General features: G+C 66.3%; 23 protein-coding genes. 12 read left to right on the top strand and 11 right to left on the bottom strand.

What is annotated here, in order from left to right; genetic code table 11:
- Positions 1 to 4 precede the first annotated feature (4 nt).
- Positions 5 to 724 carry an SDR family NAD(P)-dependent oxidoreductase gene (locus FO044_RS14185; RefSeq protein WP_143966005.1) on the top strand — a complete coding sequence of 240 codons (720 nt, stop codon included), beginning with the start codon at positions 5 to 7 and terminating at the stop codon, positions 722 to 724.
- Positions 725 to 734: 10 nt separating this feature from the next.
- On the opposite strand, the gene FO044_RS14180 is transcribed toward FO044_RS14185, so the two are convergent.
- Positions 735 to 1397 carry a histidine phosphatase family protein gene (locus FO044_RS14180; protein ID WP_143965858.1) on the bottom strand — a complete coding sequence of 221 codons (663 nt, stop codon included), beginning with the start codon at positions 1395 to 1397 and terminating at the stop codon, positions 735 to 737.
- A 325-nt stretch (positions 1398 to 1722) separates the two neighbouring features.
- Here FO044_RS14180 and FO044_RS14175 point away from each other — a divergent pair, with 325 nt between their 5' ends.
- On the top strand, positions 1723 to 3003 hold the full coding sequence (locus FO044_RS14175) for an ROK family transcriptional regulator (protein ID WP_143965857.1): 1281 nt from the start codon (positions 1723 to 1725) through the stop codon (positions 3001 to 3003).
- A gap of 10 nt (positions 3004 to 3013) precedes the next feature.
- Here FO044_RS14175 and FO044_RS14170 read toward each other — a convergent pair whose 3' ends face one another.
- The 5 genes from FO044_RS14170 to FO044_RS14150 all read right to left on the bottom strand — a co-directional run bounded on the left by FO044_RS14170 (position 3014) and on the right by FO044_RS14150 (position 7510).
- Positions 3014 to 3508, bottom strand: coding sequence for a DUF6328 family protein (locus FO044_RS14170; RefSeq protein ID WP_143965856.1), 495 nt, complete (start codon positions 3506 to 3508; stop codon positions 3014 to 3016).
- A 28-nt stretch (positions 3509 to 3536) separates the two neighbouring features.
- The gene (locus FO044_RS14165) at positions 3537 to 4370 is read right to left on the bottom strand and encodes an ABC transporter permease (protein ID WP_132992498.1); all 834 of its coding nucleotides are present in this window, start codon (positions 4368 to 4370) and stop codon (positions 3537 to 3539) included.
- Positions 4367 to 5365 carry an ATP-binding cassette domain-containing protein gene (locus FO044_RS14160; protein WP_143965855.1) on the bottom strand — a complete coding sequence of 333 codons (999 nt, stop codon included), beginning with the start codon at positions 5363 to 5365 and terminating at the stop codon, positions 4367 to 4369. The genes FO044_RS14165 and FO044_RS14160 overlap by 4 nt, the downstream gene beginning before the upstream one ends.
- 74 nt (positions 5366 to 5439) lie before the next feature.
- Positions 5440 to 6339 carry an adenylate/guanylate cyclase domain-containing protein gene (locus FO044_RS14155; RefSeq protein WP_132992496.1) on the bottom strand — a complete coding sequence of 300 codons (900 nt, stop codon included), beginning with the start codon at positions 6337 to 6339 and terminating at the stop codon, positions 5440 to 5442.
- Positions 6332 to 7510: a TetR/AcrR family transcriptional regulator gene (locus FO044_RS14150; RefSeq protein ID WP_143965854.1), complete on the bottom strand. Its 1179-nt coding sequence runs from the start codon at positions 7508 to 7510 to the stop codon at positions 6332 to 6334. The genes FO044_RS14155 and FO044_RS14150 overlap by 8 nt, the downstream gene beginning before the upstream one ends.
- A 126-nt stretch (positions 7511 to 7636) precedes the next feature.
- On the opposite strand from FO044_RS14150, the gene FO044_RS14145 reads away from it, so the two are divergent.
- The 3 genes from FO044_RS14145 to FO044_RS14135 all read left to right on the top strand — a co-directional run bounded on the left by FO044_RS14145 (position 7637) and on the right by FO044_RS14135 (position 11947).
- On the top strand, positions 7637 to 8848 hold the full coding sequence (locus FO044_RS14145; protein WP_143965853.1) for an acetyl-CoA C-acetyltransferase: 1212 nt from the start codon (positions 7637 to 7639) through the stop codon (positions 8846 to 8848).
- Between the two features lie 34 nt (positions 8849 to 8882).
- On the top strand, positions 8883 to 11075 hold the full coding sequence (locus tag FO044_RS14140) for a 3-hydroxyacyl-CoA dehydrogenase NAD-binding domain-containing protein (protein WP_143965852.1): 2193 nt from the start codon (positions 8883 to 8885) through the stop codon (positions 11073 to 11075).
- Between the two features lie 248 nt (positions 11076 to 11323).
- Positions 11324 to 11947, top strand: a complete 624-nt coding sequence (locus FO044_RS14135) for a hypothetical protein (protein ID WP_143965851.1) — start codon at positions 11324 to 11326, stop codon at positions 11945 to 11947.
- Positions 11948 to 11983: 36 nt separating this feature from the next.
- On the opposite strand, the gene FO044_RS14130 is transcribed toward FO044_RS14135, so the two are convergent.
- Positions 11984 to 12769, bottom strand: a complete 786-nt coding sequence (locus tag FO044_RS14130) for an SGNH/GDSL hydrolase family protein (protein WP_143965850.1) — start codon at positions 12767 to 12769, stop codon at positions 11984 to 11986.
- Positions 12770 to 12901: 132 nt separating this feature from the next.
- On the opposite strand from FO044_RS14130, the gene FO044_RS14125 reads away from it, so the two are divergent.
- From FO044_RS14125 to FO044_RS14105, 5 genes are read left to right on the top strand one after another with little or no spacing between them, the layout of a single operon-like run.
- Positions 12902 to 14164, top strand: a complete 1263-nt coding sequence (locus FO044_RS14125) for an alkane 1-monooxygenase (RefSeq protein WP_132992490.1) — start codon at positions 12902 to 12904, stop codon at positions 14162 to 14164.
- Positions 14165 to 14169: 5 nt separating this feature from the next.
- Positions 14170 to 14337 (top strand): rubredoxin, encoded by a 168-nt coding sequence (locus FO044_RS14120; RefSeq protein ID WP_132992489.1) that lies wholly within the window; start codon positions 14170 to 14172, stop codon positions 14335 to 14337.
- A gap of 1 nt (position 14338) precedes the next feature.
- Positions 14339 to 14518: a rubredoxin gene (locus FO044_RS14115; protein ID WP_132992488.1), complete on the top strand. Its 180-nt coding sequence runs from the start codon at positions 14339 to 14341 to the stop codon at positions 14516 to 14518.
- The gene (locus FO044_RS14110) at positions 14515 to 15687 is read left to right on the top strand and encodes an NAD(P)/FAD-dependent oxidoreductase (protein WP_143965849.1); all 1173 of its coding nucleotides are present in this window, start codon (positions 14515 to 14517) and stop codon (positions 15685 to 15687) included. Before FO044_RS14115 ends, FO044_RS14110 begins: the two co-directional genes overlap by 4 nt.
- Positions 15684 to 16307, top strand: a complete 624-nt coding sequence (locus FO044_RS14105) for a TetR/AcrR family transcriptional regulator (protein ID WP_132992486.1) — start codon at positions 15684 to 15686, stop codon at positions 16305 to 16307. The genes FO044_RS14110 and FO044_RS14105 overlap by 4 nt, the downstream gene beginning before the upstream one ends.
- Positions 16308 to 16339: 32 nt before the next feature.
- Here FO044_RS14105 and FO044_RS14100 read toward each other — a convergent pair whose 3' ends face one another.
- Complete coding sequence (locus FO044_RS14100; protein ID WP_143965848.1) at positions 16340 to 17197, bottom strand: alpha/beta fold hydrolase; 858 nt, start codon at positions 17195 to 17197, stop codon at positions 16340 to 16342.
- 164 nt (positions 17198 to 17361) lie between these two features.
- On the opposite strand from FO044_RS14100, the gene FO044_RS14095 reads away from it, so the two are divergent.
- Positions 17362 to 18513, top strand: a complete 1152-nt coding sequence (locus tag FO044_RS14095) for a L,D-transpeptidase (protein WP_143966004.1) — start codon at positions 17362 to 17364, stop codon at positions 18511 to 18513.
- A gap of 17 nt (positions 18514 to 18530) precedes the next feature.
- Here the strand turns inward: FO044_RS14095 and FO044_RS14090 are convergent, their stop codons facing one another.
- The 3 genes from FO044_RS14090 to FO044_RS14080 all read right to left on the bottom strand — a co-directional run bounded on the left by FO044_RS14090 (position 18531) and on the right by FO044_RS14080 (position 22476).
- Positions 18531 to 19496 carry a R2-like ligand-binding oxidase gene (locus FO044_RS14090; protein ID WP_132992483.1) on the bottom strand — a complete coding sequence of 322 codons (966 nt, stop codon included), beginning with the start codon at positions 19494 to 19496 and terminating at the stop codon, positions 18531 to 18533.
- Between the two features lie 216 nt (positions 19497 to 19712).
- Positions 19713 to 21689, bottom strand: a complete 1977-nt coding sequence (locus tag FO044_RS14085) for a M13 family metallopeptidase (protein WP_132992482.1) — start codon at positions 21687 to 21689, stop codon at positions 19713 to 19715.
- A gap of 61 nt (positions 21690 to 21750) precedes the next feature.
- A complete protein-coding gene (locus tag FO044_RS14080; RefSeq protein ID WP_132992481.1) occupies positions 21751 to 22476 on the bottom strand; it encodes a pirin family protein in 726 nt (241 codons plus the stop codon).
- Positions 22477 to 22656: 180 nt separating this feature from the next.
- Here FO044_RS14080 and FO044_RS14075 point away from each other — a divergent pair, with 180 nt between their 5' ends.
- Positions 22657 to 24261: an NTF2-like N-terminal transpeptidase domain-containing protein gene (locus FO044_RS14075; protein WP_235831370.1), complete on the top strand. Its 1605-nt coding sequence runs from the start codon at positions 22657 to 22659 to the stop codon at positions 24259 to 24261.

Genomic DNA, 24261 nt, shown 5'->3' with positions numbered 1-24261 from the left:
CGCGATGGTCACCGGCGGATCGCGGGGAATCGGCGCCGCGATCGCGGAGCGCTTCGCCCGCGAGGGCTGGGACCTGACCATCAGCGCGCGCGGTGCCGAGGCGCTCGACGAACGTGCGTCGCAGTTGCGTAGCCACGGTGGCCGAGTGCTGGCCGTACCTGCCGACATGACCGACGACGAAGCCGTGGCGAATCTGGTGCGCCGGCACGGGGACGAGTACGGGCGATGCGACGCCCTCGTCATCAATGCGGGCATGGGCGCGATGGGCCGGTTCGCCGAACTCCCCGTGCGACGTCTCGACCGCCTGTACCAGGTGAACGTCCGCGCGCCGTTCCAGCTGATGCAGTCGCTGCTGCCCGCCCTGCGCACCGCCGCCGATGCCACGGGCGCGGCCAAGGTCATCGCCGTCTCGTCGATCACCGGTGTGTACCCGGAGCCTCAGCTGTCCGCGTACGGGGCGACGAAGGCCGCGCTCATCTCCCTATGCGAGACGTTCAATCTCGAGGAGTCGCGGAACGGGATCTCGGCGACCTCCATCGCACCCGGCTACGTCGACACCGACATGTCGGAGTGGACGAAGGGCGAGGACGCCATCCCGGCAGGCGAGATGATCTCCGGCGACGACGTCGCCTCCGTCGCTCACGCCGTCACCGAACTCTCCCGCTGGGCGGTGCTGCCGCAGGCGATCCTGTCGCGGCCGGGCGAGAACATGCACCGGGCCTGAGCGACGGAACCTACCGGTACGTCATCAGGTCGCCGGCCAGGTGTGCGTGCTCGTTCACCGACACGACGGTCAGGCCGCGACCTCCCGCGATCAGTTTGGTGACCGATGCGTTCACGAAGGTCCGCGACAGCGTCGGCCACCGCGCATCCGGGACGTTCCAGAGCTGAGCGATGAGCTGGGTGATGGTGCCTGCGGACGAGACCACCAGCACGGACCTGCCGGTGCCGGCGAGTTCCGCGGCGCGGCGCGCGGCGTCGCGCGTGCGGTCGGCGAACGCGGCGTACGTCTCGTCGGTCCCCTCGTCCGCGCCGGCGATCCAGCGGTCGAGGCCCTGATCGAGCTCGTCCTGGTACCTGGCGCGATCGGCGTAGAACTCGGAGGGCACCGCCGATAGCGCAGGCGGGAGGGCGTACTCGCTCCACGCCGGGTCGACTACGACCTCCGGTCGAGAGTCGAACATCGACAGAACTCCGTGCAGGGTCGCGCGCTGCCGGGGGAGATCACCGGAGATGGCCGCGTCGAAAGTCCGCACCTGTGCAGTGAGCGCCCGTCCCGTGCGATGCGCCTGTCTCTCACCGAGTTCGGTGAGTCCCGGAGCAAGGGGATCCGGGACGCCGACACCGTAGGCGTGCGCTGGAGCCTGACCGTGCCGTACGAGGTAGATGGCCCCCACTTCACGCCGCCGATTCCGCGTCGCGGGGGCGATCGTCGAACGTGTCAGTCGTCACTGTTTCACAGTAGCCATCACCCGCCGCTTGCCAACGGTGCGGTGCCTTGCTAGCTTCGGCTTCATGACCAGCCAGCCGTACGCGATCCCGGAGGTCTCCTACGAGACGACCGCTCTGGGATGCCGCCTGCCGTTGGCTCGGATCCTCTGTCGCCGTCGAATGCGCTGAACCAGCTGCTTTACGCCCACCTGATCTGTGTGGGCATCGACCAACGCTGCGCACCGCCGAACCTTCGGCGGTGACGCGTCCGGCACAAGGATCCAACAGAAGATGACTTCCACCCTTTCCCGTCCCCTCCCCGTCTCGACGGCTCCGGTCGACGTCCCCGTCCGGCCGATCAACGGCCAGCGGCCGACCCCGTCGACGCCCCGACTCGCTCCGAGCGCGCCGTACGTCCGTACGGCCGGGCTGCAGCTGTCCACGAAGGCGGCAGCGCTCGTGCTCCGCACCGCCCGGGTCTCCGGCCCGGTGTTCCGCGACGATGCGGCGGCGATCACCGGCCTGTCGATCTCGACTGTCAACCGGCAGGTGAGCGCGCTTCTGAAGGCGGGCCTCATCCGTGAGCGTGCAGATCTCACTCCGCCTGGAGCCGTCGGCCGTCCGCGGGTGCCGTTCGAGATCAACACCGCGGGCTTCCTGACCATCGGAATCCACATCGGTTTCAAGACCACGTCGATCACCACTCACGACCTGATGCACCGGGTGGCCGGGGCGATCGCCATCCCCACTCCGCAGACCGGAACCGCAGAGGAGATCGTCGCCTCGATCGGTGAGAGTGCGCGCCGGTTCGCCGATCGGTGGGTCGGCAAGCGACTCCTGTGGGCGGGCGTCGCCATCGGCGGTCGCGTGGCCGACGGCGGGGTCGTCGATCATCCGCGCCTCGGCTGGCAGGGCGTGCCGGTTGGACGTGTGATCGCCGAGAGCATCGGTCTTCCCGTCTCGGTGGCTTCGCACGTCGAGGCGATGGCCGCTGCCGAACTGGTCGTCAACCCGTCCGAGCAGGGACAGAACTTCCTGTACTTCTATGCACGGGAGATGGTCGGCATCGCGTTCAGCGTCGACGGCACCGTGCACACCCCGGCCGCGGGGCCGCCCACCATCGGGCACTTCCCGACCGGTACGACGCAGTACCTCGACCCGGACGGCACGGGTCGACTGGAGGACGCGGTAGGCGACTCCGGAATCCTGCATGCCGCAGCGAGTGCCGGGCTGGATATCTCCTCGATCGATGGCCTTCGCACCGCCGCACGGACCGGGAACGAGGTAGCGCACGCGATCCTGATCGAGCGGGCCGAGGTCCTCGGCCGCACGGTCGCTCTGATCTCTGACATCTTCAACCCGGATCATGTGATCCTGGGCGGACAGGCGTTCACGGACTACCCGGAGTCGTTGCCTGCGGTGAGCAAGGCGTTGCGTGCCACATCGGTGGTCACCCAGCGCGATGTCCGAGTGGCGCGCTCGGCGATCACCGTTCAACAGAAGGCGGCAGGTGCGGTCGCACTCGATGCTCTGTACGCGGACCCGCTGGATGCTCTTTCCCGGACCGCGTAAGCGATGACGTCTACTCGTGTGGACCTGCATGCGGAGACAGGTCTCGCCGAAGGCTGAACGGAAGGACCAGCCATAAGAGCACGAACAGCAGCGCACCGACGCCGGCTGCCGTGCCGGCGGCGACCGGTCCGAGGACCACGCCGAAGATCAGGGCGAGAACTGCCGTGACCGAGATGCCGAGCATCGCCACGCCGAGAATCGTGAGCAGGTGGGCGACCCGGACGAGACGGGCGAGAGCGTAACGGCGGAACAATAGGCGATGCATGATGACGGGAGCGACCAAGGCGGCTGTGGCCAGGACGGACGAACAGACGGCCACGATGTACACGATCCGGCCGACGTGGTCCAAGTCCTCGAAACGCTGTTGGAACGGGAGCGTCAGGAGCAGTCCGGTGAGGATCTGCACCCCGGTCTGAACGACCCTCAACTCCTGCAACAGGCTGAACCAATTGCGGTCCAGTTGCTCAGCCGGGGTCTCGTTGGGTCGGCGCTCGTCATCGGTCACCTCGCGTGCACCTCTCCCACGACTCTCATTAGTCGGCCGTGCGGCGGCGGAAAGCGCGGAGCGCGAACGGCGCGAAGATCGCTGTCAGCGCCACGGACCACAGCACCGTCGACAGGATCGGATGATGCAGTGGCAGTGCTGCTTCCGGGCCGGCAGGCGGGCCATTTCCCCACAGCTGCCGCATTGCCTGAACCAGGGACGATATGGGGTTCCACTCGGCGATCGCGCGCAGCCATGGGGCCATCGGAGCCGTGGGGACGAATGCGTTCGACAGGAACGTCAGTGGGAACAGAATCGTGAACATGAAGCCGTTCACCGCCTCCACCGACCGCAGCCACGAACCGACGAGAATGCCGAACCAGATCATTCCGAAACCGAATACCAGCACCATCGCGAACCCGACGATCCCCTCGAGGAACGAGGTGTGGATCCGCCAGCCGATCGCCAGCCCGGTCAGGGCCATCACGACGATGCCGATCGAAGAGTGCATCAACGATGCGATCGCGCGACCCAGCAGGTACGACGTCCGGTTGATCGGCAATGAGCGGAAGCGGTCGACGATGCCCTTGTCGACGTCGGCGGTGATGCCGTTCGACACGATGAACGCAGTGAACACGATGGTCTGGCCCATGATGCCCGGCAGCAGGTACTCCCGGTAGCTCCCGCCACCGGGAATCGGCATGGCGGGACCGAAGACGAACGCGAACAGCACTACGAACATGATCGGCTGCGCCGTCACGTCCGACAGCATCTCGGGCATTCGCTTGGTGTGAATGAGGCTGCGTTTCACCATGATCGTCGTCTGTCGCCAGACGCTCGGTGGATGAATCGCCAATCGCGGATCGGCAGTGGGCGCACTCATGCGCTGGCTCCTTCGGAATCGGAGTCCGCGACCGGTGCGGACGGTTCGGCGAGGTGGCCGGTGAGGCTGAGGAAGACGTCGTCGAGGCTGGGGCGAGACAAACCGAGATCGTCGACGGCGATCCCCGACTCGTCGAGCAATGCTGCGACGCGTGTCAGATCGGCGAGACCACCGGCAGGAAGCGTCAGGGTTCGAGCGTGCTCGTCGACGAACACCTCGTCGGATACCTGGTCGAGGAGCGCCCGAGCCGACGGGACGTCCGCGGCGTGCGTGACCGCGGTGACCAGACTGGCTGCACCCGCCTGCTTCTTCAGTTCGAGCGGCGTCCCCTCGGCGATGATCTTGCCCGCATCGATGACCACGATCCGGTCGGCCAACTGGTCGGCCTCCTCCAGGTACTGGGTGGTGAGCACCAGGGTCGTGCCCGCGGCGACCAGGCCGCGCAGCACGTCCCACAGTTCGTTGCGGCTGTGCGGATCGAGGCCGGTGGTCGGTTCGTCGAGGAACAGCACGGGAGGTGCGGCGATCAGGCTGACCGCGAGATCGATACGGCGTCGCATGCCGCCGGAGTACTCGCGCACCGTCTTGTCTCCGGCCTCGGTGAGTGAGAACTGCTCGAGGAGCTCCTCGCTCCGCTTGCGGAGCGCCGTGCGGCCGATTCCGTACAGCCCGCCGATCATCGCCATGTTCTCGCGGCCGGTGAGGAGTTCGTCGACCGTCGCAGCCTGGCCGGTGAGGCCCATGCTGCGGCGCACCGCATCGGGTTCGTCCTTCACGTCGTACCCGCTGATGCGAGCGGTGCCGGACGTCGGTTCGCTGAGAGTGGTCATCATGCGGACCGCGGTCGTCTTACCTGCGCCGTTCGGTCCGAGCATCCCCAGGACCGTGCCGGTCGGCACCGCGAAACTCACGCCGTCGACCGCTGTGAAGTCGCCGAAGCGCTTGACCAGGTCGACGGCCTCGACAGCGATGGATCGGTCATGTCGGTCGTTCATGCGAATAACGGTACGGTGCAGGTCCGACAGTCTCCACCGGATTATGCGGGACGCGCCTCGGCCGTGCCGTCCGGCTACGGCTTCCAGTCGCGATTCCGAGCGAGGGTCCAGGCGTGCAGGCGCCGGTATCCGCGGACCGAAAGCGGCGGAATGGAACTGACGTAGAAGCGTTCGTCGTCGCCGAGCTCGGCGGCCAGTCTCTCGCCTATCAACGTCTTGCCCGAACGTGCGCCGCTCGCGAGCCGGGCAGCGATGTTGACCGGCTCGCCGAACAGGTCGCCCATTCGGGTGAGGACGTCTCCGCGCGCCATGCCGATGCGGAGTGTCGGCAGCGTCCCGTCCTGGGCAAGGGCATGGAGCGCGATCGCCACCTCTGCCGCGGACCCGGCGGTCGGGGCGGTGAACATGACCGCGTCGCCGATCGACTTCACGATCCGTCCGCCCTGCGCGACGACGATGGAGTGCGCCGCGGACTCGAACGCTTCGAGCAGTTCCTCGAGTTCGCCCATGCCGAGTCGGCGCGACATCGACGTGTAGCCGACGATGTCGGCGAACCCGACGATCGCCTCCGCGGTGTCCGAAACACGTTCGGACGATGCAAGATACGAGTCCAGATGGCGCCGCCATACCAATCGCTGCAGGTGTGAGAGGGCGTCGATCATCTCCTCCGTCGACGCCGGAACTCCGCTGTTGGACGAGAGCGCACGAATCTGGTCGGCCTGCCACTCGGCCAGTCGTGCGGTGGCCTGTCCGATCGCCCGTGCGGCAGCGAGCTGTGTGCGGGTGTCCATCGCGTGGTCCCCCGCAGCGAACACGGCGAGCGCCGACAGGTCCTCGGTGGTGAATCGCTGATCGGAGCGCCCGGACTCATGGGCGAACCCGAACGCATTCCAGAATCGCTGCGCGTAGTCGGGATCGAGGTCGAGGGCAGCGGTCACCTCGTCGCGCGAGTAGTCGGTCGGTTCGTCAGACACCGAGCAGTCCCTTCATCAGATATGCGACCCGGGCAGCGAACTCGGGACGTCCGGTGCTGCGGGGCATCCGCTCCGCGTCGTTCACGATCGACAGCGCGGCGTGGACGGCCAGCCTCGCCGATTCGATGCTGCGCGCCGGATCGACCTCCATCAGCAGCGTCGCCCAGCGTTGCACGTAGCGGCGCTGGCTGGCCACGAGCTCACCGGCGTGCGGATCGCCCGCCAAGGCGTACCCACTGGTCAACGCGACGACCAGATCGGGCGACGAGGTGATCGCGTGGACGTACGAGTCGACGAGGGAGTTGAGGCGCCCCCGTGCGTCGGGGACCGCTGCGAAGGCGGCCAGAGCGAGCGCATCGAGACGGTTCGCGCTGCGTTGCCCGATGGCCAGGAGGATCGCGTTCTTCGACGGGAAGTGCTTGTAGACGCTCGGTCCGGTGATCCCGACTGCCGCGCCGATGTCGTCCACGCCCGAACCGGCGAACCCGTTGCGCGCGAACAACTCCGCTGCGGCGTCGAGGATCTCGTCACGGCGGGTGCGCACGGTGTCGCCGAGTCCGACCGGATCGGGGAGCGGCGTCGCGTCGCGGGGCGAGAGTCCGGTGGTACGCCGGATCAGGTTCATCAACTCGTCTTCGATGTGCATCGGCACGGTGCGCGCCGCGCGTCCCGCCGCACTGCCGACCACACTGAGCACAGCGCCGGCCAGATACATGGATTCGCGTTCTGTCAGCCCGGGGCGACCGGTGTTGATCGCTGCCGCCCACCGGCGCAGGGTGGCCCGCGTGCGCCGCACGACCTCGCGGTTCTGCTCCACCGACAGATGCTGACCGGACCAGCGCCACAGCGAGGTGGCCTGCGGGTTGCAGATGCCGAGCCGGGTCACCGCACGTGTGAGGGCCTCGACCGGGTCGTTCGCCGCGTCGAGTCCGGCGGCGTCGGTACTGGCCTCGAGATCATCGACCCGCGTCTGCACGGCGGCGAAGAGGAGGGCCTGCTTGTCATCGAAGTGCCGATAGAGGGTCGGGGCGCTCACTCCGGCTCGCCGAGCGATGTCCGCGACGCTGACATGCGGGTATCCGCGTTCGACGAACAGTGCTGCCGCAGCGTCGATGAGCTGGCGCCTGCGGTCTGCCGACCGAGTGTTGCGCGCGGTTCGCGAGGACGTCATGGTGAACCGACCATAGCCCATATACGGACGAGTTTGTATCCTTCTGACCACACGCTATAGCCAAATGCGTTATTGCGCGTTAGCCTCAATCCGTAACCACCTAAGGTTCGTGTGAAAGGAACACTTGTGTCCGACGAAGCATTCATCTACGAGGCGGTCCGTACGCCCCGTGGCAAGCAGCGCGGAGGTTCGCTGCACAGCGTCAAGCCGATCGACCTGGTCTCGGGTCTGATCGACGGTCTGCTCGCCCGTCACGGCGACCTGGACCCCAAGGACGTCAACGACGTTGTGCTCGGCGTCGTCTCGCCCGTCGGCGAGCAGGGCGCGGTCATCGCGCGTACCGCTGCGATCACCTCGGGCCTGGGCGAGACCGTCCCGGGCACCCAGATCAACCGCTTCTGCGCGTCCGGTCTCGAGGCCGTCAACCTGGCGGCGGCCAAGGTTCGCTCCGGCTACGACGATCTGGTGCTGGCAGGCGGCGTCGAGTCGATGTCGCGCGTGCCGATGGGCAGCGACGGCGGTGCTCTCTTCATGGATCCGGCCACCGCGTACGACCACTACATCGCCCCGCAGGGCATCGGCGCCGACCTGATCGCCACCATCGAGGGCTTCTCGCGTGAGGACGTCGACGGCTACGCCGCCGAGTCGCAGACGCGTGCCGCTCGCGCATGGGACGAGGGCCGCTTCTCGAAGTCGATCATCCCGGTCAAGGACATCAACGGCGTCACCCTCCTCGACAACGACGAGCACCGTCGGCCCGGCACCACCGCCGAGAGCCTCGGCAAGCTGAAGCCGGCGTTCCAGGGTCTGGCCGACATGGCGGGCTTCGACGACGTCATCATGCAGAAGTACCCGAACGTGGAGAAGGTCAACCACGTCCACACGGGCGGTAACAGCTCGGGCATCGTCGATGGCTCCGGACTGGTCCTGGTCGGCACCGAGGAGGCAGGCAAGCGCAACGGCCTGACCCCGCGTGCCCGCGTCGTCTCGTACGGCGAGGTCGGCAGCGAACCGGCCATCATGCTCACCGGTCCCACCCCGGCCACCGAGCTCGCACTCGAGCGCGCCGGTCTGACCGTCGACGACATCGACGTCTTCGAGCTCAACGAAGCGTTCGCCTCGGTCGTCATGAAGTGGATGAAGGACCTGAACGTCCCGCACGAGAAGGTCAACATCAACGGCGGCGCGATCGCCCTCGGCCACCCGCTCGGCGCGACCGGCGCGATGATCATGGGCAGCACCCTCGACGAGCTCGAGCGTGTCGGCGGCCGCTACGGCCTGGTCACCCTGTGCATCGGCGGCGGCATGGGCGTCGCAACCGTCATCGAACGCCTCTGAGCCGGACTGAACGAGAAGGAAAGACTTACAACTCATGACTGACAACATGATTCAGTGGGAGAAGGACGCCGACGGCGTCGTCATCCTCACTCTTGACGATCCGAACCAAGGCGCCAACACCATGAACCAGCTGTTCATGGACTCGCTCGCTACCACCGTCGACCGCCTCGAAGCCGAGAAGGACGATCTTGCCGGCGTGGTGGTCACCTCGTCGAAGAAGACGTTCTTCGCCGGCGGCGACCTCAAGGACATGACGTCGGAGAAGACGCAGTCCAAGGAGGAGATCGCAGCCGCGATCACCGAGCGCACCAACGGCATGAAGAAGGTTCTCCGCCGCTTGGAGATCCTCGGTAAGCCGGTCGTCGCGGCCATCAACGGCGCGGCACTCGGCGGCGGCCTCGAGCTCGCCCTGCACACCCACCACCGCATCGCCGCGGACGTCAAGGGCAACCAGCTCGGTCTGCCCGAGGTGACCCTCGGCCTGCTCCCGGGCGGCGGCGGCGTCACCCGTACCGTGCGTCTGCTCGGCATGCAGCAGGCCCTCATGGGTGTCCTGCTGCAGGGCCCGCGCCTGAAGCCGGCCAAGGCCAAGGAACTCGGTCTGATCGACGAGGTCGTCGGAAGCATCGACGAGTTGGTCCCGGCCGCCAAGGCCTGGATCAAGGAGAACCCGGAGGCTCAGCAGCCGTTCGACGTCAAGGGCTACAAGATGCCCGGTGGCGCCCCGACCAACCCGGCCGTCGCCGCCAACCTCCCGGCCTTCCCGGCACTGCTGCGCAAGCAGATCAAGGGTGCCAACATGCCGGCTCCGCGGGCCATCCTGGCCGCAGCCATCGAGGGTGCGTACGTCGACGTCGACACCGCTGACGAGGTCGAGACCCGCTACTTCGTGTCCCTGGTGACCGGTCAGGTCGCACAGAACATGATCAAGGCGTTCTTCTTCGACCTGCAGCACATCAACGGCGGCGGCTCGCGCCCCGACGGCGTCGACAAGTGGAAGGCCACGAAGGTCGGCGTCATCGGCGCAGGCATGATGGGTGCCGCGATCGCCTACGTCTCGGCCAAGGCCGGCATCGAGGTGGTCCTCAAGGACATCGACCTCGACGCCGCCAAGCGGGGCAAGGGCTACTCGGAGAAGCTCGAGGAGAAGGCGCTCTCGCGTGGCAAGACCACGAAGGAGCGCTCCGACGAGCTGCTCGGCCGCATCACGCCGACCATCGACCCGCAGGACTTCAAGGGCGTCGATCTGGTGATCGAGGCCGCGTTCGAGTCGGTCGAGGTCAAGGAGAAGGTGTTCCAGGAGATCCAGGACATCGTCGAGCCGGAGGCCGTGCTGGGATCGAACACCTCGACCCTGCCGATCACGACTCTCGCCGAGGGCGTCAACCGTCCCGAGGACTTCATCGGCATCCACTTCTTCTCGCCCGTCGACAAGATGCCGCTGGTCGAGATCATCTGCGGTGAGAAGACCAAGGACGAGGTCCTGGCCAAGGTCATCGACTACACCATGCAGATCCGCAAGACGCCGATCGTCGTCAACGACAGCCGCGGCTTCTTCACCAGCCGCGTGATCGGCACCTTCATCAACGAGGCGCTCGCCGCCGTGGGTGAGGGCGTCGAGCCCGCGTTCATCGAACAGGCAGGCAGCCAGGCGGGATACCCGGCACCGCCGCTGCAGCTGTCCGACGAGCTCACGCTGATCCTGATGCAGAAGATCCGCAAGGAGACCCAGGACGCTGCCGAGGCCGCGGGTACCGAGTACCCGGAGCACGGCTCGTACGCAGTCGTCGACAAGATGGTCGACCTGGGCCGCACCTCCAAGAAGGACGGCAAGGGCTTCTACGACTACACCGACGGCAAGCGCGGTCTCATCTGGCCGGGCGTCCGTGAGAACTTCGATTCGGGTTCCACTGAGATCCCGATGGAGGACATGAAGGAGCGGATGCTCTTCGCGGAGTCCCTCGAGACGGTGAAGTGCTTCGACGAGGGCGTTCTGACCTCCGTCGAGGATGCCAACATCGGTTCGATCTTCGGCATCGGTTTCCCGGCGTGGACCGGCGGTGTCGTGCAGTACATCAACCAGTACGAGGGCGGAATCGCCGGCTTCGTCGCACGTGCCCGCGATCTCGCGAGTAAGTACGGCAGCCACTTCGAGCCGCCGGCCTCGCTGGTCGAGAAGGCGGACTCGGGCGTCAAGAAGCTGACGAACGAGAACCTCGTCAAGTGACCCCGATTCGGGCGGACTCGGCGTAGCTGAGGAGGTCCGAACGAGATTCGCAGTGCGGCCCCGGTGGAGATCACCGGGGCCGCACTGTCGCATCTGCGTAGGCGAGGACCCGCACGGCGGAGCGCGGAACACGATTCGATGACGATGGGATCTCGACCGCGCCACGCCGGAAGTGAACTGCATCACATGCACGGCCGGTTCTGTCACGATGAGCGCACCAGCATCTTTCGTATGTGCAGGGGGCGCCGATGCAGGTAGGACGTGTATTCGCTGCGGTAGCCGCGGTGGCGGCCGGGCTCGTCGCGTGTTCGGCCGAGGACGCTGCGGCTCCCCAACGGTCCGAGGCGGTCGTCTCCCCGTGCGGGTCCATCGGCTACGGATGCGAATCGGTCGGTGCGGGTCCGGTCGCGGGAGACGGATCGATCCAAGGGGTCGGCATCGTCAACGGGGTGGACGGCAGCGCACAGGTTCGGGTGGCGTTCGACGATGCGCGGCACGTGCAGACGGCCGTGGTCCCTCGCGCCGCACGCATCTACGCGGACGCGGTGACCAGTGACGTCGCGTTGTACAACCTCGACGGCAGGCCGGGCCGCGAGGTGGTCGTCGGACGCGGTTCGGATGGCACGTACACATGGTTCGGCGTGTACGCGTTCAACGGCGAGGGCCTGGTTCCGATGCGGGCCCCTGCCCGGGCGCACGACGATTCCACCAGCATGTGGAAGTTGCTGGTGGGGCGGGATCAGGGGCGCGTCGTGTGCAACGACGACGGCACGATCTCAGTGGTATCGACCGATCGAGGCGGCAACGACTTCTTCGCGTGCGACGACGCACTCGATGCGGGTGCGGAGTTTCGCGTCGCTCCACGACTCTGAATCCGACGCGGGTGCATGGCGAGCCGTCGGCACAGGTCAGTCGGCGGCTACTCCGGGCGGGATCACGGGGGTCAGTTCCGGGCGTTTGGGGCTGCGGCCGTCGCCGAGCGATCGCCCGCGCACCTTTCTGATGAACCAGGGGGTGAAGAACTCGACGAGCCAACTCGCATCTCGCAAGGTGCGGATCAGCGGGTTCGGATGTCCGTCCGGTACGAGTGGGTATCCCCAGTCGGGGGTGCTGCCCGGCAACCCGAGTGCGTAGGCGGCACCTGCCGCGAACCGCTCATGTCCGGACGGTGAGGCGTGAAGTCGATCTCGCGACCACGAGCGCAGGTCGATGAGGGCGGGAGCGGTGTACAGGTCGACCAGGACGAAGTTCTCGTGCTTCTCTGCGAAGCCGTGCATCGCCGAGTTGAGCCACAGGAGCCGATCCTCGATGCGTCTGCCGAATGGGATCGTGCGCGCGACGTCGGGGAACGTCGAGATGACGACGGTCGCGCCGGTCTCCGCGAGGCGACCGTAGATGTACGTCAGGTCGGCGTGCAGGGCGGCGAAGTCGGTGCGGCCGATGACGTCGTTCATGCCGAGCGGTGCGGCCACCAGGTCGGGTTCGAGAGCGATCGCTCGCTCCAGCTGCTCATCGCGCGTCTTGCGGGTGTTCTTTCCGCGAATCGCGAGGTTGGCGTACTGGAGGTCGGGGTAATCCGCTGCCAGGTGCTCTGCGAGGCGATCGGCCCAGCCGCGGTAGCCGGCTGCATCGTCCCCGTCGCACATCCCCTCGGTCTGCGAGTCGCCGATGGCGACGAACCTCGAGAAAGTCATGCGTTCGATTTTAGCGATTCGTGGGCGGGCGGTCATCGATCTGTAACTATACAAGTTAGCTACGATGTCTAGTCAGCGGACGATCAATCGGATAGTGTCAAGTGAGGTAACCGCCAGACCGAGGAGGACCACATGGCGAATCCCACACTCGACGACAGACCTGTCGCAGATCTCCAGTGGCGCGACAGGAAGCGGCACCTCTGGGTGCTGGGTCTAGTGCCACCGACCGCGATATTCCTCGCCACCGGGTTCGTGGCCCTGATGAACTGGGGCGGCGATCAACTCGGTTGGAGTTGGCTGTCCGCCGTCTCGCCGGCGTGGTGGTGGGTCGGCCCGTTCCTGATCTACGTGCTGCTGCCGATTCTCGACGTCTTCTTCGGTCCGGACGGACAGAATCCTCCGGAGGAGCTGATGGAGCAGCTCGAGGAGGACAAGTACTACCGGTACTGCACGTATGCATACATCCCGTTCCAGATGGCCAGCCTGGCGTTCGCCGGCTATCTCTGGACTGCGGGCCCAGGCGGGCGCTTCGGTGACCTGAGCTGGCTCGGTATCGACGGCGGATCGCTCGGCCTCGTATCGAAGATCGGTCTCGCGTTCTCGATCGGTGCGATGGGTGGCATCGGAATCAACACGGCTCACGAACTCGGGCACAAGAAGGTCTCGCTGGAACGCTGGCTCTCCAAGATCACGTTGGCGCAGACGTTCTACGGCCACTTCTTCATCGAGCACAACCGCGGACACCATGTCCGAGTCGCGACCCCGGATGATCCCGCGAGTTCGCGCTTCGGTGAGTCCTTCTGGCACTTCTTGCCGCGCAGCGTGTTCGGCGGACTGAAGTCGGCCTGGCGACTAGAGGCGAACCGCCTGAAGAAGGTCGGCAAGCCGGTCGTCCATCCGAGCAACGACGTCCTCAACGCCTGGGCGATGTCGGTGGTGCTGTGGGGCGCACTGGCTGCGGTCTTCGGCTGGCAGGTGCTGCCGTTCATGGTGATTCAGGCGATCTACGGATTCTCGCTCCTCGAGACCGTCAACTATCTCGAGCACTACGGATTGGTCCGCAGGCAGAACGCCCGCGGTCGGTTCGAGCGGTGCACTCCGGCGCACAGCTGGAACAGTGATCACATCTGCACCAACATCTTCCTGTATCACCTGCAGCGGCACAGCGATCACCATGCGAACCCGACTCGTCGCTACCAGACGCTGCGCAGCTTCGACGAAGCGCCCAACCTGCCGAGCGGCTACGCGAGCATGATCACCGTTGCGTATTTCCCGCCGATCTGGCGCAAGATCATGGACAAGCGGGTCCTCGCCCATTACGACGGTGATCTGACGCGGGCAAATCTCCAGCCGGGCAAGGAAGCTGCGCTCCTCGCCAAGTACGGGCAGGCGTGATCGCCATGGCTGCTTACCGTTGCGAAGTGTGCGATTACGTCTACGACGAGTCTGTCGGCGCGCCACGTGAAGGCTATCCGGCAGGTACTTCCTGGGCCGAGGTTCCCGAGGACTGGCCGTGCCCCGACTGCGGTGTTCGCGAGAAGTCCGACTTCATTCCAGAGGGGGAATGACATGAACTACAGACTCTTCCGCTGCATGCAGTGCGGATTCGAGTATGACGAGGCAGAGGGCTGGCCCGAGGACGGAATCGAGCCGGGCACCCGCTGGGACGACATCCCCGCCGACTGGAGCTGCCCCGACTGCGGTGCAGCCAAAGCCGACTTCGAGATGGTCGAGGTGGCCCGACCGTGAGCTCGGCTCCAGGAGTCGTGATCGTGGGCGGTGGCACCGCGGGGACGACCGCGGCGACAGCACTGCGCGCGAACGGCTTCGCCGGACCGGTCACGCTGATCGGCGCCGAGGCGGCCGCGCCCTATCGGCGGACTGCGCTGACCAAGGACCTGCTCGCGGCAGATCTGTCACCGGAACGGATCGGTTTGCAGAAGCCGCAGGCGTGGGCGGACAAGGGAATCAACCTGATCACCGGCGTCGCCGTCACGGGCATCGATGCCGAACGTCGGGTCGTCATCTGCGACGGCGACCGTGAGATCGGCTACGCCGCACTGATTCTCGCCACTGGCGGGGTATCGAGTCGGCCGGGTTGGCTCGGTGCGGACGTCCCGACCCTGAGGACGCTGCCCGAGGCCCTGACGGCACGTGCACTCATCCAGGACGCCGGTCGGCTCACCATCGTCGGTGGCGGCCTCATCGGGCTGGAGCTCGCGGCGTCGTGTGCGGCCCACGGCGTATCCGTCGACGTCGTCGATGCGGCGGCGCGTCTGCTTCCGCGCGTGGTTCCCGAATGCGTGAGCGACTGGCTCGCCGATCTGCACCGAGCGAACGGGGTCCGGATCCGGTTGGGCGCGGACGTCATGGCAGCCGACGCGCACGGCGTGACGCTGACCGGCGGCGCGCGGCTCGATGGACCGGTCGTCGCGGCTGTCGGGATGTCGCCCGACGTCCGACTCGCGGCCGCGGCTGGGCTGCGGACCGTGCCGGAGGGGATCGTGGTGGATGGCGCGCTGCGGACCGCAGTCTCCGGCGTCTACGCTGCCGGCGACGCCGCTGCGCCCCCGGATCCGCTGACCGATCGGCCGGCTCTCGGCGGACACTGGTTCGGCGCAACCGAGCAGGGGCGAGCGGCGGCGCTCGCGGTGCTCGCCGATCTCGACGGCGTGCCTGCGCAGACGCTGTGCGACGTGCCGCGTGCGTGGACGATCCAGTACGGCGTGAATGTGCAGATCGTCGGCTGGCCTGCGGTCGGAGGAGATGTCGCAGTCGACGGATCGCTCGCGGACGCCGATGCGACGGTGCGAGTGCTGGCCGGTGGCGAGCTGGTCGGGGCGGTCACGGTCGGGCGTCCGGCCGAGGCGCGCGCATGCCGGGCGGAGATCGGTGAGAGGCTAGGCTCGACGGTGTGAGCGCTCCGACGGACAGCCGAAACACCGGCCGCGAGACGTACGCGTCGGCCAGTAAGCGGTTGCTGCGCAACTCACTGCTCGACGGTCTGCGTGAGTTGATGGTCGTCAAGGACTGGGCGCAGGTGACCATGAGCGACGTCGCCCGGTGCGCGGGAGTCAGCAGGCAGACGGTCTACAACGAGTTCGGGTCCCGTAACGGCTTAGCGCAGAGCTACGCTCTCCGTCTGGTCGACGAGTTCACGAACGAGATCGACGCGTCCGTCCGGTCGCATTCGGGTGACGTACGCGGTGCTCTGGAGACCGGTTTCGCGGGATTCTTCGCTAGCGCAGCCCAGGATCCGATGATCCTCTCGCTGCTCAGCGGCGAAGCGAAACCCGATCTGCTGAAGCTCATCACCACCGACGCCGCGCCCCTCATCGAGTCGGCATCCGAGCGGCTGAAGGTGACGCTGTCCGAGTCGTGGGTCGGCTTGAACGACGAGAACGCAGGCCGGGTCGCCCGCGCGATCGCGCGGATGGCGCTCAGCTTCATCGCGATGCCGCCCGACCCCGAGTCGGACGCCGCGGCCGAGTTGGCGGCGGTGATGGGCCCTGCGGTTCTCGCCGCTCAGCGAGGCTGACTCGCGCGGCCGCGTGGTTGCGCCGTCGGACTTCAGTCGGCGAGGAACGTCGCCACGGTGGCTTCGAACGCTTCCTTGGCCTCGATCATCACCCAGTGCCCGCACTTCGGGAAGATGTGCAGCTCGGCTTCGGGGATGAGCCGCATCGGCACCATCGACATGTCGGGCGGACTCACCCGGTCATCACGACCCCAGGTGAGCAGCGTCGGGCACTTCACCTTGTGCATCATCGCCCAGTACGGCGGCAAGTCGGCGTCGGCGAGGAACTTCTGCTGCATCTCGAACGCAGCCGACCCGTACATCGTGGACGCGGTCTTCTGCGCGTCCGGATCGGCTGCGGCCTCCCAGCGCTCCTCGATGAGGTCGTCGGTGACGATGGCGCGGTCGTAGACCATGGAGTTCAGCCACCGCACCAGCTTGTCGCGGTCGGGAGCATCGGTGAACTCCTGCAGCAGCCGCAGCCCCTCGGACGGGCTGGAACTGAAGACGTTCGGTCCCACTCCGCCGATGGTGACGAGCTTCGCGACGCGGTCGGGGTGCTTGATGGCCAAGTTGATGGCGACGACGCCGCCCATCGAGTTCCCGATCATCGCGGCCTTGTCGATGTTGAGAGCATCCATGAACCGGATGACCGACGAGCCCGCGGTGAGCACCGGATGCCCCTCGACCGGGTCGGAGACTCCGAACCCGGGGAACTCGACGATGTAGCAGTGGTGCGTCTGTGCGAAGAACTCCAGGTTGCCGCGGTAGTTGCGCCAACCGTTCACTCCGGGGCCGCTGCCGTGCAGGAGGATCAGCACGTCGCTGTTGTCCGCGCCTGCCTCGTGGTAGCGGATGACGCCCTTATCGGTGGTGATCTCGCGTTTGGTTCCCTCGTATGTCACGTCCATGAGAACAGAATAGAACGTGTTCTATTTCGGTGCGCACGTACGCTGAAGACATGAGCTCCGGAGCTCTGCCGCACGACCGAGGCTGGAATGTCCGTTCCCTCGGTTTCGGCAGGTCGGAGCGCTCTGTTCGGCAATGGGAAGGCACGCGCTTGAGAGACAACCGGATGCGAGTACTGGCCGCGATCGGCGTCGCCGTCGTCGCGCTGTTCGCCGCAGCGTGCGGAGCGGGAGCCGACCCGGCGCCACCTGCGCGCGTAATGCTCGGCATCGACGGGGCCGAGCCGCTCAATCCCACCGACGAGATCATCGTCCGCGCTGCCGAAGGCTCACTCGACTCGGTGACCGTGGCCAACGCGGAGACCGGAAAGAAGGTCGACGGCGTCTCGGAGGAGGGTGGCGCGGCCTGGCACACCACCGAGGAACTCGGCTATGGATCGAAGTACACGGTCAAGGCCGATGCGGTGAACGACGACGGCGACCATGCGAAGAAGGCGTTCACGGTCAGCACCATCGCACCGGACGATACGGCGTACGCCAACGTGGTGCCCGCACCCGAGACCGTCGACTCGGGCGTGGGCATCGGCGTCGGCCAGCCGATGGTCTTCCAGTTCACCAAGCCGGTGACCGACAAGGCCGAGGTCGAGAAGCATCTCAAGGTCACGACGACGCCGAGTCAGGAGGGGGCCTGGTACTGGACGGACGATCAGAACGTCCATTACCGAGCCGCCGAGTACTGGAAGCCGGGCACCAAGATCCACGTCGAAGCTGACGTCTACGGCCTCGACCTGGGCAACGGGGTCTACGGTGCCGAGAACAACTCCGCGGACTACACGGTGCACGACGAGTGGATCGCGAAGGCCGACGGAAACACCGAGCAGCTCACCGTCTTCCATGACGGCGAGCAGGTGCGGCAGATGCCGATGAGCCTGGGATCGCCGGAGCACCCGTCGCACTCCGGGCCGCATGTCGTCTCCGAGAAAGCCGCGAAGATCATCATGGACTCGTGCACGTACGGCGTGTGCCAGGGCGATCCCGAGTACTACCGGGAGACGGTGTTCAACAACCTCAGGATCTCGAACGACGGTGAGTTCGTGCACGCAGCCCCGTGGTCGACCGGCCAGCAGGGCGCGTCGAACGTCTCGCACGGCTGCGTCAACCTGAGTGATGAGAACGCGAAGTGGATGCTCGACCACTTCGGGATCGGCGACGTCGTGGAGATCACCAACTCCGGCGGCGAACCGCTACCGGTCTGGGACACCTACGGCGACTGGACGGTGCCGTGGAAGGTCTGGAAGGCCGGCAACGCCGACTCCTGACCCCGGCACGGCCGCGGTCACTTCGCGTGCCGTGCGAGTGTCTCCTGGTCCTCGTCGCCGAATGTGTCCTCCAGAGTTGCCGGTGAGTAGTCGAGATCGATGTCCTCGACGGGCCGGCCGCGAGCCGACTCGATCGCACCGAGTCGGCGCTGAGCGCGGTCGGCGGCGTAGGCGAGGAACTCGTCGTTGTCGATGCCGAACGGCTTGTCGTCGAACTGGTCGTCCACCCAGGTGATCATGCCGAGCGCCATCGGCATGAGTTCGCCCATCCGCTCGGTGACCGTCTCCCACAGGGAGTCGTCGGCTGCGACGTGCCGTCGGCAGGTGAACGTGCCCCACGCCATGTGTCGGCGCTCGTCGTCGGCGATGTGGCTGATCAGCGACTGCATGCCCGGCAGGATGTCGTTCTCGACGCAGATCTTGTGCCACGCGAAGTATCCGGTGAGGGCCAGGCTGCCCTCGATCACGTGGTTGTACGTGACGCTTGCACGGACCTGGTTCCGCGGAGACGGATCCTGCTGCAGCACACGGAGCGAGTTCGGCAGCTCGTCGTAGAAGAGCTGCCGGTAGTACGGATTGTCGGCCACGAACGGATGGAGATCGTCGGTGAGGCCCACTTCGTCCATCCACAGGCGGAAAGCCTGGGCGTGCTTGGCCTCCTCGAGGCAGAACTGCGACAGGTACATCTCGTCGCCGAAGCGGTTCTCCGCGGCCATCGCCGACATGAACGGTTGGATGTCCTGGGTGACAGCTTCCTCGCCTGCGACGAACTGTGCGACGAGATAGGTGGCGCTCCGGCGCTGTTCATCGCTGATGCCTGCCCAATCGGCCGCGTCCTTCGAGTGATCGAGGTCGGTGGGGTCCCAGTGCTTGCCGTTGCCCTTCGTGAACAGCCGGAGGGGGAACGAGTCCCAGTGCAGGCCTCCGGCTCGCAGGGTCGTGAAGCCCTGGCGGGTGTCAGCGTCGGGATGGATCGCGGTCATGGGTGAATCACCTCGGGGAACTGGAATGATTTGTGACACAGACCATAGTCCGATGGGGTGAGACGTGCACCGAAATCTGTGGATCAGTCGATCAGTATGTCGACCGGCAGGACCTGGCCGACGGCGCCGACCGCCCGCATCACCAACCCGTATGAGCCGACTACTCGTCGGCTACCGCTGAAATCGCCGAATCCACGGGTTGGTAATGCGAGGGGATCACCAGATGTGGACGCGGTCCGCGGGATCGAGGTAGAGCGCATCGCCCGGCTGGACGTCGAATGCGTCGTAGAAGGCGTCCACGTTGCGGACCACGCCGTTGCAGCGGAACTCGGGAGGCGAGTGAGGATCGATCGACAGCCGGCGGATCGCCTCGGCCTCACGGGTCTTGGTGCGCCAGATCTGCGCCCAGCTGAAGAAGACCCGCTGTTCGCCGGTCAGTCCGTCGATGACGGGCGGCTCGCCCGCGTCCTCGGATGCGATCCGGTATGCGGCCAGCGCGATCGACAGGCCACCGAGGTCGCCGATGTTCTCGCCGAGCGTGAACTCGCCGTTCACCGTGTACTTCGGGTCGAGGCCGTCGGGAGTGAACTGGCTGTACTGCGCGGCGAGCGCGGTCGTCCGCTTGCCGAACTCGCTGCGGTCCTCGTCGGTCCACCAGTCGACCAGGTTGCCCTCGCCGTCGTACTTGGCGCCCTGGTCGTCGAACCCGTGCCCGATCTCATGACCGATGACCCCGCCGATCCCGCCGTAATTCGCGGCGTCGTCGGCGTCCGGATCGAAGAACGGAGGCTGCAGGATCGCGGCCGGGAAGACGATCTCGTTCATTCCCGGGTTGTAGTAGGCGTTCACCGTCTGCGGCGTCATGAACCATTCGTCGCGATCGACCGGCGAACCGATCTTCCGCAGTTCGCGGTCGGTCTCGAATGCGGCTGCGCGGCGCGAGTTTCCGACCAGGTCGTCACGTTCGGCGGTGAGTGTCGAGTAATCGATCCAGGTGGCCGGATAGCCGATCTTCGGGGTGAAGGTGTCGAGCTTGGCCAGGGCGCGTTCGCGGGTGGCGGGCGTCATCCAGTCGAGGTCGGAGATGTTCCGTCGGTAGGCCTCGACCAGGTTGGCGATCAGCTCGTCCATCCGTGCCTTCGCCGCCGGCGGGAAGTGCTTCTCGACGTAGATCTCGCCGACTGCGAATCCGGCTGACGACTCGACGAAGCCCACACCCCGCTTCCAGCGGTCCCGGATAGTCTCCGCGCCGGTGAGCGTGGTGCCGTAGAAGGCGAAGTTCTCGTCGACGAAAGCGCTCGACAGGTACGGCGCCGCGGTGTGCAGCAGTTGCCAGGTGAGCCACGTCTTCCACGTGTCGATGGAACGTTCGCCGACCAGTCCGGCAGCTCCGGTGAAGAAGGAGGGCTGCCCGACGATCACCTCCGCGAACGTCTGATCGCCGGGGACGTCGAGTCCGTCGATCCATGCGGCGACGTCGAATCCGGTCGTGGTGTCGGCGAATTCGGTGAGAGTGCGGAGGTTGTAACTCGCCTCGGCGTCGCGGCGGCGGACCACGTCCCAGTGATGTGCCGCGATCGCGGACTCGAGCTCGACGACCTGCGCTGCGGCCGACTGCGCGTCGCCGTAACCGGCGAGGGTCAGCATCGCCGCGACGTGACCGCGGTACGCCGTGAGGATCTCGGCGTGGTTGGGATCGCGGTAGTACGACTCGTCGGGGAGTCCCAGTCCGCTCTGCGTCACGTGCACCAGATAGCGGTCGGACTTGCGGGCGTCGGTGTCGACGTACAGCCCGAACAGTCCGCCGACGCCGACACGCTGCAGAGCGCCGAGCGTACGAGCCAGGTCGGTCGTCGTCGTGATCGAGTCGATCGCTCGGAGATCGTCGGCGATGGCGTCGAGCCCGAGGGCCTCGATCCGATCGGTGTCCATGAACGATGCGTAGAGATCGCCGATGAGTGCAGAGGTGCTGCCCGCCTCGGGTGAACCGTCGGCGCACTCCTCGAGGATCGCGCGCACGTGCGCCTCGGCGTTGTCGCGTAGGACGTGGAACGCTCCGTCGATGCTGCGGTCGCCGGGGATCGTGTGGTTTTCGAGCCATCGGCCGTTGACATGAGTGAAGAGGTCGTCTGCGACGCGTACGGACGAGTCGACCCATTCCAGGTCCAGGCCGGAGATCTGTTCGGTAGTCACGCCTCCATCCTTCCATCCCGGTTCGGTCTCCACTCGGTGTGCGGTGGGCCGGACCGGCCGGCTACTCGCCGAGGCGCTTGGACATCGACCAGATGAGGAGCTCGGAGTCGGTGCGGGCGGTCACCGTGGTGCCGCCGAAGTCGTCGGCACGCAATGCGTCGGACATGTCGAGGTTCTCGCCGTCTGCGGTGACCGCGCCCATTGCGACGAACAAGTGCGTGAAGCGGCCGGCTGGAACGGTCACCGACTGGCCGGCGTTCAGGCGTGCGGCGTACATCGTCGCGCCCGCATTGGCGATGCGGATGGCGGAGTGGTTCTCGGGTGCACCGGAGGCGACGGGAACCAGAGCCCCGGGGGAGAGGTCGGCGGAGATGTCGAGCTGTTCGTACCCGGGGGTGAGGCCGTACTCGTCGGGCATCACCCACATCTGGACGAAGTGGACGGGTTCGTCCGCCGTCTCGGCGTAGTCGTTGCGTTCGGAGTGCAGGATGCCGGTGCCCGCGCTCATGCGCTGGGCGAGCCCGGGGTGGATGACGCCGGAGTGTCCTTCGGAGTCCTGATGAACGAGCGAACCGGAGAGGACCCAGGTGATGATCTCGGTGTCGGCATGTGCGTGGGTGTCGAAGCCCTCGCCCGGCGCGACTACGTCCTCGTTATGCGCCATCAGCACGCCGTGATGTGTGTTCGCCGGCTCGTAGTTGTCGCCGAACGAGAAGCTGTGCCGGGACGTGAGCCAGTCGGTACGAGTGGCGGCGCGTTCGGCGCCGCGGACGATCGTCACGGACATGCCTCCATTATGGACCGGAAGCCGAGAACAGCGACAAACATGGCCTTGTTGCGGGATTGTTATCAGACTGAATCTGTAATGATATGTCCCTGGTGCGGATTGAAATGTGAGACAAGTGAAAATTGATACATGGCGTGGAGGGGACGAAACTTTGCGGCCGCGGTGACTGCGGTCATCGTGATGCTGTCCTCTGTCGTGGCGTGTGGGTCGGACAGCGACACCGATGTCGGGCGGATGACCAACGACTTCGCGACGGCGATCGCCGAACAGAATGCCGAGGCGGCATCGGAGTTCACGACCTCACCTGCGCAAGCGGCGGAGTCCCTTCAGGCGACCTTCTCGGGGATGGATGCGAAGAAGGTGGAGACGACAGTTCGCGAGCCCGTCGAGTACAGCGACGGAACCGCCTCCTTCGTGATGAAGACCACCTACTCCTGGCCAGGTCAGGGTACGTATGAGACCAACACCTCCGGTATCGCCCGCAACTTGTCCAGCGGGTGGCGGATTCAGTGGGCGCCGGCGCTGATCTACGAGGGAATGCCTGCGGGGGCGCGTCTGCAGAAGGTGCGCACCGATGCCACGCCAGCTCCCGCGGTCAACAGTCGCACCGGCAAGACCTTCATGAAGATGGTTCCGGTCAACACCATCACGTTCGACCCCGCCGCAGCAGGTAAGAAGACCGACGCCGCGATCTCATCGTTGTCTGACGCGATCAAGCCGATCGCACCGCTGGTCACCAGCAAGGTGATCCGCAGCAAGATCGACGACGCGAACGGACAGCCGATCACCGCGGTGAAGCTCCGTGAGAGCGACATGAAGGACCTGAACGCGGATCCGGAGAAGATCAGCGGCGTCACAGTGGAGCGGAACGGTCAGTTGGTGATGGAGGATCGCCGACTGTCGACACCGCTCTCGAAGAGCATCTCCAATTACTGGACGGCGATCCGCGACGCGACTGCGGGCTGGCAGGTGCAGTTGGAGATCCCGGGATCCCGGCCGCAGCGCCTCGCGGGCAAGCAGGGCCCTCCCGGAAAGGACATCGCGACCAGCGTCGATCAGAACGAGCAGTTGGTGCTCGAGAACACCGTGGTCGAGGTAGCGCAGCCGGCCAACGTCATGGTGCTCGACGCGTCATCGGGAGGAATCCTCGCACTGGCGCAGAACGAGTCCGCGGCGAAGCGCGACATCGAGGCGGGTGTCGGATACGCGACCGGCAGCACCCTCGACCCGGTCTTCGGTGCGATCGACCGGGCGACCAAAGACAAGAACGACGGTGACAAGAGCGCCAACGACATGTTGTACCGCTTCGGTCTCGGTGTGCGGTTCTCCGCTCCCGGGGTGAGCCTGCCGCGCGAAACCAAGAAGCCGTCGATCTCGACCGCGAACTTCACGCCGAGTAACTACACGTCGACCATGATGAACATGGGTGCTCTCGGCGTTGCTCTGGCGCGCGCCGCGGACGGAAAGAACCAGGCGGTGGCCCCGTACGTCATCAAGGGGGCGAAGACCAAGGTCACCAAGGGCGAACTGGGTTCCTTCGAGCCGCCGGTGGCGCGCGACGTCCTGGACCAGATGGCCACCATCGCACGCACAGGCGACGCAAGTGACCTGACCAAGGCCCCGGGGCTGCGTGCGCTGGTCGGTACCAACGGACCGCAGGGGCCCGGTTGGTTCGTCGGACTGCAGGGCGGGAAGGTCATCGTCGTCTACTGCGAGGGCGAGAAGTCCGGTACCGCTGCGTTGCAGGTGGCGCAGAAGTACTTCACCGTCTCCGCCGCGGACTGA

This window comes from Gordonia zhaorongruii, from assembly GCF_007559005.1.
GTDB classification, from domain to species: domain Bacteria; phylum Actinomycetota; class Actinomycetes; order Mycobacteriales; family Mycobacteriaceae; genus Gordonia; species Gordonia zhaorongruii.
The sequence above is the reverse complement of the archived record's forward strand: the minus strand, read 5'-3'. Positions and strand labels throughout refer to the sequence as shown.